Genomic DNA, 12,874 nt, shown 5'->3' with positions numbered 1-12,874 from the left:
TATGAATACATATATAAACAGACTATTTAAAATGAAACTTATAGCCGTATTAACGGTGGTGTTGGGCTTGTCGTCCTGTACGGGAGATTTCTTGGATAGGCCACCGGAGGATTCATATAATGTTGATGAATTTTATCAAACTACCGAGCAGGTTAATGCAGCAACCAATGCGCTTTATACAAGGCCTTGGTACAATTTTGTTACCAATGTGTCTTGGTGTATTGGAGAGATCAGTTCTGGGAATGGACGTACTTGGGACCCTAGAAATGGGGACTTTATGAATTTTGCCATTACAGGTGAGCATGGAACTTTAACCCAAGCTTGGGAGTCTTTATATGCTGTGGTGGCACAAAGTAATGCCGTAATTAACACCTTGCCAGAAAAAGTGGGTGCAGATGTTCCGGTAGATGTAGTTAATAATGCTATAGGGGAAGCTCGCGTAATTAGGGCTGCCGCTTATTTTTATTTGGTAAGAATTTTTGGATCTATTCCGATTATTGCTGATAATAACGAATATGTTTTGGAGCCTGTAGTTCCGCGTAATCCTGAATCTGATGTGTATGAGTTTATCAAAAGAGATTTGGAGTTTGCCATCGACAATTGTTATGAAAAAGTAAGAGGTTCTAATTATGATGCCAATGCTAAAGTCTCTAGCGGATCTGCTAAAGCTCTATTGGCGAAGGTGTATTTGTATGAGCAAAACTATACCATGGCCTATCAATTGGCGAGTGAGGTGATTAATTCCGGTGAATTTAAACTTTATGGAGGCGATGCTGAAGATGGAGATCCAACAGGAAGCTACTACGATTTGTTCTTAACGGCCAATGACAATAATCCAGAATCGATTATTGCTTTGCAATGGACCAATACTGGGGTATATGCAGAAGGAAACGGAGTGCAATCTTTGTTTGCTCCGGCCGGTGTAACAGGGTTCTCTGATGGGTGGTCTGCTGTGGGGCCTTCTATTGACTTGCAAGAGGCTTATGAAGATACTGAGTTGGATGAGAGATATTATGCAACCATAATGGCGCCAGAAGCCTATTATCCAGATTTAAATGGAGGTTATACGGTGTCTGAAAATATCAGCCATCAAGGAACCAATGCTGGAGTGAAGAAATATGTAGTTGGAAACGCTGAAACCAATGGAGGTGGAGCCCAACAAAGTTATCCCAACAATACCTATATTTTACGTTATGGGGAGTTGTTGCTTATTCATGCTGAGGCCGCTTTAGGCGGAGGTGGTTCAATGGCTGATGGAATTGCATCATTTAATAAAGTGAGACGCAGAGCAGGATTGGAAGATAAACCAAATCCAACTTTGGATGATGTGTTCAATGAAAGACGTATTGAGTTGGCTTATGAGTCTGAATTTTGGTACGATGTGGTAAGAAGAGGGCCAGATTTCGCCTTGAATTTCTTAAGCAATACCGAAAGAGGAACATATAACAATGACACTGACCCGCCTTCGGTTTGGTCGGAAACTTATACCGCAACAATGGATGATTTGTTGTTCCCGTATCCAAACAATGAAATTGAGAATAACCCAGCGCTTTTGGAGCCGCCAGTACCTTACGATTTTGAATAAAAAGAAGACTATGAAAACAATGCATATAAACTTACAGAAGGCAAGATGGTTTGTGGTAATGATAATTGCAGCATTGCAGTTAACATCTTGCGAGAACGACTTTAAGGATGCCCCAACACCTGATGCTTCAGAACCGCCGGTGATTACCAGTGTGAGTGAAGTGTCTGAAGATGTTGTGGTGACCCAAGGGGTTTTAAATAGCACTTATATTATAAGGGGAGAATATCTCGGTAGTTTGCTTAAAGTGTACTTTAACGGATATCAAACTGGATTTAATCCAGCATTAGTAACTGACAATGTTGCTTTTGTAACGGTTCCTGAGCAAGCACCTTATGTAAATCAACCTAATATTTTGCGTTTGGAAACTTTGGGAGGATCTGTTGAATATGATTTTTCCCTGTTAACCATTACAGACTTTACAGAGGAAACTGTAGACGGTGTAAAATTGGTACACCTAATGGGTGGTGATTTTACCGATACAGCTACAGTGACCTTTGTAAGTGGTACAGAGGAAGACGGAAACCTTGTAGAGCTGGAAGCTGAAATAGTATCCATTGCTCCAGAATTGGTTACTGTAAAAGTTCCCGATGGAGTGGAGCAGGCTTATATATATTTGGCAACTACCAGAGGAGCGGTAGCGAGATCGGATTCCTATGGATTTTCATATTCCATCTATATAGATGATCTACATCCAGATTGGACGGTAGGAGAGTGGGGAGGAACCCATGAATTATATTCAACAGAGCATGCAATCGGGCAGTATTCCATAAAATGTATCAGGGAAGCTTGGTCCGGATTTACCTTCTGGGTGCCTAATATACCTTTTGATGAATACGATGCTATTACGGTGTCGGTTTATGGAACTGGAGCGCCGGGAGATACCGTAACCTTGGCAATCAACGATTTTGATGGAGCGGCAACGCATCAACCTATACAATTGATTCCGGGAGAATGGAATAAAGTGGTGATTCCATTGTCGGATTTCTATCCAAACGGAGGGGCTCCTAGTTCGATTTTCAGGTTGGATTTCCAAGAATCCTCGAATACAGGGTTGGCTCAGTATATTTTTTATATCGATGATTTTGGATTCCTGTAATTCATTCTCGGTATTATAGTAACTAAAACATATTAACTAAAAAGAAATAGAATGAAAGTGTCCAAAATATATCCTACGGTTTTGTTTGTAATCTTGGTATGCTTCTCGTCATGTAAGGACGATGATGACCAGTTTCCTAGTTTGGGAAATGACCCAAGAAGTATTTCTGAAGTAATTTCTGAAACTCCGGATTTGTCCTTGTTGAACGATGCCTTGGTACAAGCGGGTTTGGATGAAACTCTAGGGACTACATCTACTTACACCGTTTTTGCTCCAAATAATACGGCCTTTGGAAATGTGGATACGTCTGCATTGACCGAGGAAGAATTGCAAAATGCTCTGTTGAATCATGTCATTAGTACAGTAACTCCAGATTTTACATCTACGATGGCAACAGGCTATAGAAGCACTATGGCAATTGGCCCAGATGATCGCAATTTGAGCTTTTTTACCAACGCAAATACCGAATTGATGTTTAATGGTGTAGCCTCTTTAGTCGATGGTGCTTACGACATAGGTACTACCAATGGAGTGCTTCACACAGTCGATGCGGTATTATTGCCGCCTACAGTTGTAGATCATATTGCAGCTAATCCAGACTACTCTTCCTTGGCAGAAGCTATAGAATTGGCTGGATTGGGAGAGGCGTTGGCAGAGTCAGATCCTGAAAATGAAAACTATCCATTTACGGTGTTTGCTCCAAATAATAACGCCTTTGAAAGTTTGATGGCGCAACTTAATGGCGCTTTTGGGTGGACTTCTTTAAGTGAAGTTCCGGTAGAAGTGTTGCAGGAAGTTTTGATGTACCATGTTGTGACTGGTGAAAATATTTTAGGAGAAGAAGTGAATGGCACTACCCAAACAACGATGCAAGGTGAAACGTTTTCAATTAATGATAATTTAATTGATGATGCTTCTTACGATAATGGTGAAATTGTAATGACCGATGTGCAAGCTGTAAATGGTATGGTGCATGGTGTCAATAAAGTATTGTTGCCAGATTCTGTGTTCCAAACAGTGTTGAGTGCCACTTTGAATATTGTAGAACGCTGTAATGATAGAGGTTTTACGTCATTTACTTCCGCTGTTGAGATGGTGGGCTTGACCGAGACTTTAACCGCGGATGAGCTAACTGTTTTTGCACCTAACAACGATGCCTTTTTGGCTTTGTTTGCCATTGCTGGTAACTTTGAAAGTTTAGAAGATTTTGATACTCCTGAGGAATTGGCAGTATTGACAGATATTGTAAATTATCATTTGCATGCTGGAACATTAATGTCCAGTGAGTTTGTTGATGGTGGAGATGTGAGTACGGTTTATGGAGACGTTATTACAGTCGATTTAAGTGGGGATGACCCTAGGCTGCTGCCGACTTTTGATGCAGCAATTCCTTCCTTGGTGGTTACTACAAATATTGGGGCTACTAATGGAATGGTTCATGAAATTAATAGAGTCTTGGTCCCTGATGCCTTAGTAGGTGCTCTTGGAATTGAAACAGGGGAGAGTGGCTTGTGTCCTGTTGGAGATCCAGAATTGGTGTTTTTCGATTGGGATGCCAATGGTCCTTGGTGGGGTAATGTAAACGCCGAAAATGATCCGTCCTTGAGTATCGATGGATCTAGTTATGGTCGAGCCAATTTCCAAACAGGAGGGACAGGATGGCAAGATTTATTCTGGAGAAACGGTTCTACTTTAAATGGTCAAAATGTCGTTGGAAGTAACGTGAATGATTACGTATTGAAATTCGATTTGAGAACCATAGAGCCGCTTTCAGCTGGAATGTTTAGAATTCGTTTCCATGACGGGGATGGAGTCGATGCCTTTTACAACTGGCAGCCATGGGTGGATACCGGTGAGCCTTTAGAAACTGATGGATGGGAAACCATTGAAATTCCTTTGTCTGTGTTGGGTGTGCCTGATTTCAGTTTAGTGGATCAAGAATTCGGAATGGCCTTTGAAGGCGCTGATGTTTTGTTGAACTTCGCTATTGACAATGTGCGTTTTGATACTGCTGGTTGTGGTGGTGTTGATCCTGTGGATGATACCGATTTGGTATTCTTCGATTGGGATGCCAATGGTCCTTGGTGGGGTAATGTAAATGCCGAAAACGATGCAGCAATTAGTTTGGATGGATCTAGCTACGGTAGAGCTAATTTCCAAACGGGCGGTACCGGATGGCAGGATTTGTTTTGGAGGAATGGTTCTACTCTTAACGGCCAGAATGTGGTTGCTGATAATATTAATGATTACGTTTTGAAGTTTGATATTAATACTATCGAACCGCTTACCGCAGGAATGTTTAGAATTCGATTCCATGACGGTGATGGTGTGGATGCTTTTTATAATTGGCAGCCATGGGTGGATACAGGTGAAGCTTTTGATACGGAGGGTAATTGGATGACTATTACTATTCCTTGTTCTGTCCTGGGAGTGCCAGATTTTAGTTTGATTGACCAGGAATTTGGAATGGCTTTTGAAGGAGCCGATGTCCTGTTGAATTTTGCTATTGACAACGTTCGATTTGAAGCGCAGTAAAATTGATTAATAATAATTTGAATTAGTTTTTTTATTCCCTGTAAAATAAATTTGCAGGGAATATTTTTTAAAATATTTATAGATATGAAAAAGATTTTTGCCCTTATTTTGCTATTTGTTACAGTACAGATCCAAGCTCAAAAATTTGAAGGTTTGGCAGAAACACCTCCAATGGGGTGGAACAGTTGGAATACGTTTGGTACCAATATAAATGAACAATTGGTAAAGGATATAGCTGATAAATTTGTAGAGCTTGGCTTAAAGGATGCAGGTTACGAATATATTGTGCTTGATGATGGTTGGATGGCCAGAGAGCGCGACGAAAATGGAAATTTGGTGCCAGATCCAATAAAATTTCCCAATGGTATGAAGGCAGTTGCAGATTATGTACATTCCAAAGGTTTGAAATTTGGATTGTACAATTGTGCAGGGGCGCAAACCTGCGCGGGATATCCTGGAAGTAGAGGGTACGAGTATCAAGATGCTAGAAGTTATGCCTCTTGGGATGTAGACTATTTAAAATATGATTGGTGCAACACAGAAAAATTAAATGCTGAAGGAGCCTATATGACTATGCGTGACGCATTAAAGGCAGCTGGCAGACCTGTTGTGTTCAGTATTTGTGAATGGGGTGACAATGAGCCTTGGAAATGGGCTAAAGATATCGGACATTTGTGGCGTGTTACAGGGGACATCATTAACTGTTGGGACTGTGAGGTAGGACATGGCTCTTGGTCTTCATGGGGGATTTGGAAAATCATTGATATGCGTAAGGATATTCGTGGTGCTGCTGGCCCTGGTCATTGGAATGATTTGGATATGATGGAGGTTGGAAACGGAATGACAGATGCTGAAGACAGAAGTCATTTTGCTATGTGGAGTATCATGACGTCTCCTTTAATTATGGGGAATGATTTGAGAAGTGCTTCCAAGGAAACCATAAAAACATTATCCAATAAAGAGGTTGTTGCCATTAATCAGGATAAATTAGGAATCCAAGGGTTTCGTTTTACTAACGAAAATGGCCTGGAAATTTGGTTGAAGCCATTAGCAAATAATGCATGGGCCATGGTGTTTGTCAATATGCAGGATGAAGAGGTTGAAATAGATTTTGATTTCGCTAAGCATGATATTGGTGATGATGTACACGGTAGAATGTTAGATCCAAAACACAATGTTTATAACATTAGAGACTTATTTAATCACAAGAATTTGGGAGATACTTCAAAAAATATGAAGGCCAAAATTGGGGTTCACGATGTTCTGATGATTAAACTTGAAAAAAAATAATCACGAATTAAAAGATTTAGTAAATTTAAACCATGGGTACAAAAATAACGCTAAAGGATTTAGCGAAAATATTGAATGTGTCGGTATCAACGGTTTCAAAGGCTTTAAATGACAATCCTGAGATTAGTGTTGAGACCAGGACAAAAATTAAGGAGCTGGCGGAATCATACAGATATGTTCCGAATAATATCGCTCAAAGTTTAAAGTCTAAATCGACCAAAACCATTGGAGTTGTAATTCCGGCAATTTTGCTGGAATTTTTCTGTAAAGTGCTTTATGGTATTGAGAAAGAAGCTACTTCTCGCGGCTATAAAATTATTATATGCTTGTCAAATGAACTTCAACAAAAGGAGAGTGAGAGCATCGATACGTTCATTAATGGAAGTGTTGACGGTATTATACTTTCGTTGGCTGAAGAAACCCAAAAGACCAAAAATTACTCGCACTTTTATCGCAGTATGAATTATCATGTTCCAATGGTAATGTTTGATAGGGTTTCAGATGAGATTCAATGTGATAAAGTAACGGTTGATGATTTTCATGGGGCTTTCAAGGCTACGAAGTTCTTATATGAAACGGGATGTAGAAACATCGTATTTGTAAACCCGATTCCAACTATTAGTGTGGGGCAAGATCGTGAAAAAGGGTATTTAGATGCTTTGTCCGAGCTTCAAATCTCTCCCATGATATTGAATGTAGAGAACTACAATACAATTGAAAGGGAGCTGTCTGAGTTTTTAAGAACAAACAAAGTGGATGCTATCCTTGCAGCTGATGAATACTCGGCGGTTTTGGCCTTAAATGTTGCTAGATTGAACGGTTATAAAATTCCCGATGAAATTTCCGTAATAGGATTTACCAATGGACTTATGGCAGAACATTCCATTCCTTCATTAACGGTTGTAAGTCAGCATGCGGAGCAAATTGGTAGGGAGTCTGTAAAAGCTTTGTTAGATAGAATACAGGGGCATACAACAGAGACAACGCATCACGTTGTAGAAACTACAATTATTCACAGAAATTCGACTAAAAAAATAGTTTAATAAGCTATTTTCAAGATATATTTAACTTCAGAGCCACTTGTTTAATACTTGTAGCTCTGAAGTTTCTTTTTAAAATAGGTGCCGTGTCTTGAGGGGGTGTATTTATCATCTGTAAATAACCGTGGTGCCCACTCTTTGTCAAATACCCAAATCATATAGGATATGCCGCGTTCATCGCAATATTTAGTAATGGCATCTCCGTAACTTTCATCGCTAATAACCGGTTGGTGTGCTCCAGGGTCTTCGGGGCCGCAAAAACCAATTTCTGTGAGTATTATGGGGTATTTGTGTTTTACAAATCCCCAATCAGCAGTCCATTTAGCTTCCCAGGGCTTTTCTCTTTTTTGCGGATAGGGATGACTAACATAGGCAATGCCTTCAATGTCTAATGGGGCGTCTTGGACGGGGGTGAGATCATAGGCCCAATTAAATCCAGCAACCAAAGGGATACCCTGACCTCCATTGGCGCGTATAATCGTTATCATTTCTTTATTGAAATCAGACCACTGCTCCCAGGTAATGGTGCCAAGCTCATGGTTGTAGGTAGTGGGCTCATTAAAAAGTTCGTAAAATGCCACAGTTGGATTATTTCCGTAGCGCTTGGCAATCTTACGCCAAAAATCATAGGTTTCCTTTGGTGTGGTATCATAAATGTCTGATTGGTACATTTGGGTTCTAAGGTTGCCAATGCTATGCCAATCTATAATAACATACATGCCTAATTCCCCTGCCCATTTAATCCCGTCGTCTAAAAGTTGTAGATAAGCTTCATGGCCTCGTTCATTCCATCTGGGGGGATGCACAGGAAATCTAACTAAATTGGCACCCCAATTTTTGATTTCCTTAAAATAACTTTTGGTCCAATAACCATCCTTCTTCAGCTTGTCAGGATCACTAGTGTTTAAACCTCTGAAAATAATTGTATCCCCAGCTTCCGTGGTAAAGCTATTTCCTGTAACACTAATTCGTGACATTTTACTTTGAGCATGCAGGGTAAGGGTGAGGCATGTGAATATGATTAACAAATAGTTTTTGGTAGTCATTTTGATTAAATATAAAATTGATGATTTCTTACAGCAAATTATAAGTTTTCTCTGGTAAATTGAAATATTATTTTGTCAAAGTATGCTATGATATTGCCGATATTTAACATTTATTTTAAAGTAATTTCCTACATAAATGTATTTTGTCGAGTAAATTTAGTGTTTTAACGTGTATATTTTAAGTCTTGCTCCTTTTGATTATATCTTAGCTGTACTTCTTTAAGCCCCAAATACTTATCGAGGTAATTTTAATTCATTGAATCTTAATTAAAGTAACTAAATTTTATTCCCTCAACTAGTTACGAATTTGCACATCTGTGTGTGATTGTTAATCCATTCTTCCCTCCAATGGCATTTAACGGTGCGTTGTAAACTGTAATTAACTGAACAGAAATATTAACTATTGTACAACCAAAATTAAGAGACATGAAAGCCCTAAAAATTACATTATTATTGTTAGCCGTTTTATTATTAACTGTATCTGGACAAACCAGTGATGTAAGTAATGATAACACACCGACCTATAAAGAATATAACAAGAAAAATTTGTTGGCTCATGAAAGATCTTTGGGAAGACTTAAGACCAACGGATAAATAAATTTCTCCCTGTATAGTTTGTAAAAGCTCTTTATCAATAATTTTATTGGTAAGGGGCTTTTGTTGTTTATAAGTAGAGAATCTATATTTATTTCTTAATAATTATTCTAAATTTGAGAGTAGAATATAATATTTCAAATTTTGATAAGGCCCTACCTTTTCTTATTCGTTTTCTTCATTAGTATCATTTCTGTTGCTCAGGATAAGAAGAATTTTTCCATTTTAGACAGTATTATTGAACTAAGGGAAATGTCCCAAAATGAGGACTATCCATTGCAGGAACGTTTGGAGTTTGCAATAAGATCGGTTAAAATGGCTGAAATTGAAGGAGTAGATTCCACGATTTTAGCTAGTAATAGAAAGTTGTCTTTAATGTACTTTTTGACAGAAGAATATGTGGAGTATGTGAAGATTAACCAGAGGAATGTTAAACTGGCCAAAAAGTTAAATGATACAGTTTCACTTGGAGTGGCCAGTTCCAATTTGGGGTATTTTTATCATTATGATAAGAAGATTGATAGTGCTTATTTTTACCTCAATAAGGCTTTAGATTATGCCGTAGTGCTTAGGGATAAAGAGGGACAGGCTGATGTTTTAACGAACATTGCTGAGATGCAGGTGATGGAGAAGGATTATATGAGCGGTGAGGAAAATGCAATTAAGGCTATTAAATTACTAGAGAAGCAACCAAAAAGTAAGTATAATTTGGGAAATCAATGGATGCTTCACAATTTAATAGGTATTGTTTCCAATAAACTACAGCATTTTGATAAGGCTGTCCAGTATTATGATCGGGCAATTGATATTGCTAATGAAATGGAAGACGGTTTTGTAGAGAAGTGCATTTCTAAAAATAATAAGGCTTTTGTTTACCGGAAAAAAGGAGACTATAAAACAGCTTTGCAGCTTTACAAGAGTTTACTGCCATATCGATTGGAGTTTGAAGATTACGATCCTTCTTTCTATGCTTTGATTGTTGATAACATTGCATATACCAAACTAGAGGCCGGTCATACCGATTATGATGCCATGGAGGTCATGTTTAAGGAGGCTTACAAAATGTCTGACAGTCTAGAAGATCCTGGTACTAAGCAGGCCGTATGTTTGGATATTTCTAAGTTCTATGCCAAATTGCAGCAAAAGGATTCCGCTCTGGTATATGCTCAAGAGGCTAGGAAATTGAGTCGAGAGACTTCTTCAAACGAGATATATCTTGATGCCTTAATGGTCCTTTCTGAGTTGAAAGAAGGCGATTCTGGTAAAGCTTATTTAAATGAGCATATAAAATTAAGTGACAGTTTGCTGAATGTTGAACGGAATGTGCGCAACAAATTTGCTAGAATTGAATTTGAAACCGACCTCATTGAACAGGAGAATCAAAGGATTTCAAGGGAACGATTTTGGCTTTTTGTAGTGTCTATTGTTTTATTGTTTACACTTTTTCTATTGTATATCATAGCCACCCAAAGAGCAAAAAACAAAGAGTTAAGATTTAAACAGGATCAGCAAAAGGCTAATGAGGAAATCTATAACTTGATGCTCTCCCAACAAGATAAAGTAGAAGAGGCTCGAGCACATGAAAAGAAGCGTATTTCCGAGGAGTTGCATGATGGGATTCTAGGGCGCTTGTTTGGGACTAGGCTTAGTCTAGATAGTTTGAGCTTTAGTGAGGGGCAGGAAGCTGCTAAAAGTAGAATTGGGTATATTTCTGAGCTCAAGAAGATTGAAGAAGATATAAGAAAAATTTCCCATGATTTGAATACCGATTTTGTGTCTGGTTCTGGATTTATGGATATTGTTGGAGAGCTCGTAGAAAAACAGGCTAATGCTTATCAGTTAAAATATACATTTGATTATACAGATGATATTAATTGGGAAAATGTACCTAATAAAACCAAAATCAATATTTATAGAATCATTCAGGAATCGCTTCAAAATATATACAAACATGCCGAGGCACAGTTGGTAAACATAGAAGTGGATTTACAAGAAGATACCATTGTTGTGACCCTTAAAGACGATGGGAGAGGGTTTGATATAAATAGAAGCCGAAAGGGTATAGGTTTAAAAAATATCAACTCCAGAATTGCGGAAGTTGATGGTAAATTATCCATCAGTTCAGCTCCAAAACAGGGAACAAAAATTAAAATAGAAATTCCATATATAAACTAAAACTATGATGCAGCAGATAAATATCTTAATGGTAGACGATCACCCAATGATTATTGAAGGATATCAAAATACTTTGATGGCAACAAAAAATGATGATCAAGTACTTTTAATTGATACTGCAAATAACTGCGATACCGCCAACGAACTGTTGCAACGTTCGGCAAATGAACGACCTTATGACGTTTGTTTTTTTGATATCAGTTTGCCTAGTTCGACAGATGGTACAATTACCTCAGGCGAAGATTTGGCGAAAATTGCCCGGGATATTATGCCTCATTCTAAAATCATTATTCTTACCATGTTCAATGAATCGTATAGAATTCACAATATAATCAAGGAAGTACAACCTGATGGATTTTTGATTAAGAGTGACCTAACCTCAATAGAGTTGGCAGAAGCTTTTCAGCATATCTTGGTATCACCACCTTATTACAGCAGTACCGTAAATAATTACTTGAAGAAGACTGTTTCCAGTGATGTTTATATTGACGATATCAACAGGAAAATACTCCATTTGCTTTCGCAAGGGATTAAAACCAGAAGCCTGAAAGAATATATAGACCTTTCTATGAGTGCCATCGAAAAGCGCAAAAAACAGATGAAATTGTTGTTTTCGGTGGAAGATGGCAAAGATGAAACACTTTTAAAGGAAGCACGTGATAAAGGATTTTTATAGGGAAATGGAAAAACTATAATTTTCTGATGTTTTAAAATTCTTGTAAAGCCTTGTAACCGCTGTGTTTTACGGTTTTTCCGCATCAAGTTTGAGGTTTTTCCGCAATTTTAAAAGAAAAGACTAGCCTATATTTGAATTAGTCAACAGAATTAATTAATCCCTCTAAGTAATTTGTTGAATTGATAGCAAAGAACTTAAGCCTGATAACCCGTTATCAGGCTTATTTGTTTTACGAGGTGATACTGCTCCAATTATCAACCAGTTTGGCAATAAAGAAGCCTAAGTACACTATGGAGATAACAAACTTCATAAAGGTTGAGGCTAAAAAACCCAAAAACGATCCCCAAGCCGCTTTCATGGCGGTGTTCAAAGAGCTTTTGTTGATTAGTTCTCCTATTAAGGCTCCTATAAATGGCCCAATAATAATTCCGAAGGGGCCAAGAAAAAGCAAGCCAATAATAAGTCCTATTGAGGTGCCAACAATGCCAGCTCTACTACCTCCATATCGTTTGGTGCCAACGGCAGGAATAATGTAATCCAAAATCATAATCACGGTTGCTATAATAAATGTGAGTATTAAAAAAGTTTGACTTAGTGGAATGTTTTTTGAAAAGCCAATAAGCAATAAACCTATCCAGCTTAGTAATGGTCCTGGTAGAATGGGTAAAAAGCTTCCCGCAATTCCTAAAATCATACACAAGGATGCAATTGTAATTAAAAATATGTCCATATAGTAAAGTAGTATTGGTTTGTATGACGAAATTGATGATTTAAAGTTACAATTCTAAAATATGGGATCCTTTAAATTTAAATATTTTAAAGATGTTTTGCTTTGAT

General features: G+C 38.1%; 10 protein-coding genes. 8 read left to right on the top strand and 2 right to left on the bottom strand.

Annotated features, from left to right (window positions below):
• Position 1 precedes the first annotated feature (1 nt).
• The 5 genes from RBH95_RS15790 to RBH95_RS15770 all read left to right on the top strand — a co-directional run bounded on the left by RBH95_RS15790 (position 2) and on the right by RBH95_RS15770 (position 7,549).
• Positions 2–1,585, top strand: a complete 1,584-nt coding sequence (locus tag RBH95_RS15790; RefSeq protein ID WP_307900527.1) for a RagB/SusD family nutrient uptake outer membrane protein — start codon at positions 2–4, stop codon at positions 1,583–1,585.
• Between the two features lie 10 nt (positions 1,586–1,595).
• Positions 1,596–2,681 (top strand): hypothetical protein, encoded by a 1,086-nt coding sequence (locus RBH95_RS15785; RefSeq protein ID WP_307900526.1) that lies wholly within the window; start codon positions 1,596–1,598, stop codon positions 2,679–2,681.
• Between the two features lie 51 nt (positions 2,682–2,732).
• Entirely contained in the window at positions 2,733–5,216 is a 2,484-nt protein-coding gene (locus RBH95_RS15780) for a glycan-binding surface protein (protein ID WP_307900525.1), read from the top strand.
• 84 nt (positions 5,217–5,300) lie between these two features.
• Positions 5,301–6,506 (top strand): glycoside hydrolase family 27 protein, encoded by a 1,206-nt coding sequence (locus RBH95_RS15775; protein ID WP_307900524.1) that lies wholly within the window; start codon positions 5,301–5,303, stop codon positions 6,504–6,506.
• Positions 6,507–6,538: 32 nt separating this feature from the next.
• A complete protein-coding gene (locus tag RBH95_RS15770; RefSeq protein ID WP_307900523.1) occupies positions 6,539–7,549 on the top strand; it encodes a LacI family DNA-binding transcriptional regulator in 1,011 nt (336 codons plus the stop codon).
• Between the two features lie 41 nt (positions 7,550–7,590).
• Here RBH95_RS15770 and RBH95_RS15765 read toward each other — a convergent pair whose 3' ends face one another.
• Entirely contained in the window at positions 7,591–8,523 is a 933-nt protein-coding gene (locus RBH95_RS15765; RefSeq protein ID WP_307900522.1) for a glycoside hydrolase family 5 protein, read from the bottom strand.
• A 495-nt stretch (positions 8,524–9,018) separates the two neighbouring features.
• On the opposite strand from RBH95_RS15765, the gene RBH95_RS15760 reads away from it, so the two are divergent.
• From RBH95_RS15760 to RBH95_RS15750, 3 genes are all read left to right on the top strand, one after another.
• Positions 9,019–9,186 (top strand): hypothetical protein, encoded by a 168-nt coding sequence (locus tag RBH95_RS15760; protein WP_307900521.1) that lies wholly within the window; start codon positions 9,019–9,021, stop codon positions 9,184–9,186.
• 252 nt (positions 9,187–9,438) lie between these two features.
• Positions 9,439–11,361: an ATP-binding protein gene (locus RBH95_RS15755; RefSeq protein ID WP_307900520.1), complete on the top strand. Its 1,923-nt coding sequence runs from the start codon at positions 9,439–9,441 to the stop codon at positions 11,359–11,361.
• A gap of 4 nt (positions 11,362–11,365) precedes the next feature.
• Positions 11,366–12,037, top strand: coding sequence for a response regulator (locus RBH95_RS15750; protein WP_307900519.1), 672 nt, complete (start codon positions 11,366–11,368; stop codon positions 12,035–12,037).
• Positions 12,038–12,266: 229 nt separating this feature from the next.
• Here the strand turns inward: RBH95_RS15750 and RBH95_RS15745 are convergent, their stop codons facing one another.
• A complete protein-coding gene (locus RBH95_RS15745; protein WP_307900518.1) occupies positions 12,267–12,767 on the bottom strand; it encodes a DUF456 domain-containing protein in 501 nt (166 codons plus the stop codon).
• Between the last annotated feature and the right edge of the window lie 107 nt (positions 12,768–12,874).

Source organism: Mangrovimonas sp. YM274, from assembly GCF_030908385.1.
GTDB lineage: Bacteria > Bacteroidota > Bacteroidia > Flavobacteriales > Flavobacteriaceae > Mangrovimonas_A.
Note: the sequence above shows the minus strand (reverse complement) of the source record. Positions and strands in the feature narration are given on the sequence as shown.

What these genes read in the sequence shown, in the direction of transcription:
- RBH95_RS15790 (WP_307900527.1), top strand. Translation starts at nt 2, where the DNA reads ATGAATACATATATAAACAGACTATTTAAAATGAAACTTATAGCCGTA.
- RBH95_RS15785 (WP_307900526.1), top strand. Translation starts at nt 1,596, where the DNA reads ATGAAAACAATGCATATAAACTTACAGAAGGCAAGATGGTTTGTGGTA.
- RBH95_RS15780 (WP_307900525.1), top strand. Translation starts at nt 2,733, where the DNA reads ATGAAAGTGTCCAAAATATATCCTACGGTTTTGTTTGTAATCTTGGTA.
- RBH95_RS15775 (WP_307900524.1), top strand. Translation starts at nt 5,301, where the DNA reads ATGAAAAAGATTTTTGCCCTTATTTTGCTATTTGTTACAGTACAGATC.
- RBH95_RS15770 (WP_307900523.1), top strand. Translation starts at nt 6,539, where the DNA reads ATGGGTACAAAAATAACGCTAAAGGATTTAGCGAAAATATTGAATGTG.
- RBH95_RS15765 (WP_307900522.1), bottom strand. Translation starts at nt 8,523, where the DNA reads ATGTCACGAATTAGTGTTACAGGAAATAGCTTTACCACGGAAGCTGGG.
- RBH95_RS15760 (WP_307900521.1), top strand. Translation starts at nt 9,019, where the DNA reads ATGAAAGCCCTAAAAATTACATTATTATTGTTAGCCGTTTTATTATTA.
- RBH95_RS15755 (WP_307900520.1), top strand. Translation starts at nt 9,439, where the DNA reads ATGTCCCAAAATGAGGACTATCCATTGCAGGAACGTTTGGAGTTTGCA.
- RBH95_RS15750 (WP_307900519.1), top strand. Translation starts at nt 11,366, where the DNA reads ATGATGCAGCAGATAAATATCTTAATGGTAGACGATCACCCAATGATT.
- RBH95_RS15745 (WP_307900518.1), bottom strand. Translation starts at nt 12,767, where the DNA reads ATGGACATATTTTTAATTACAATTGCATCCTTGTGTATGATTTTAGGA.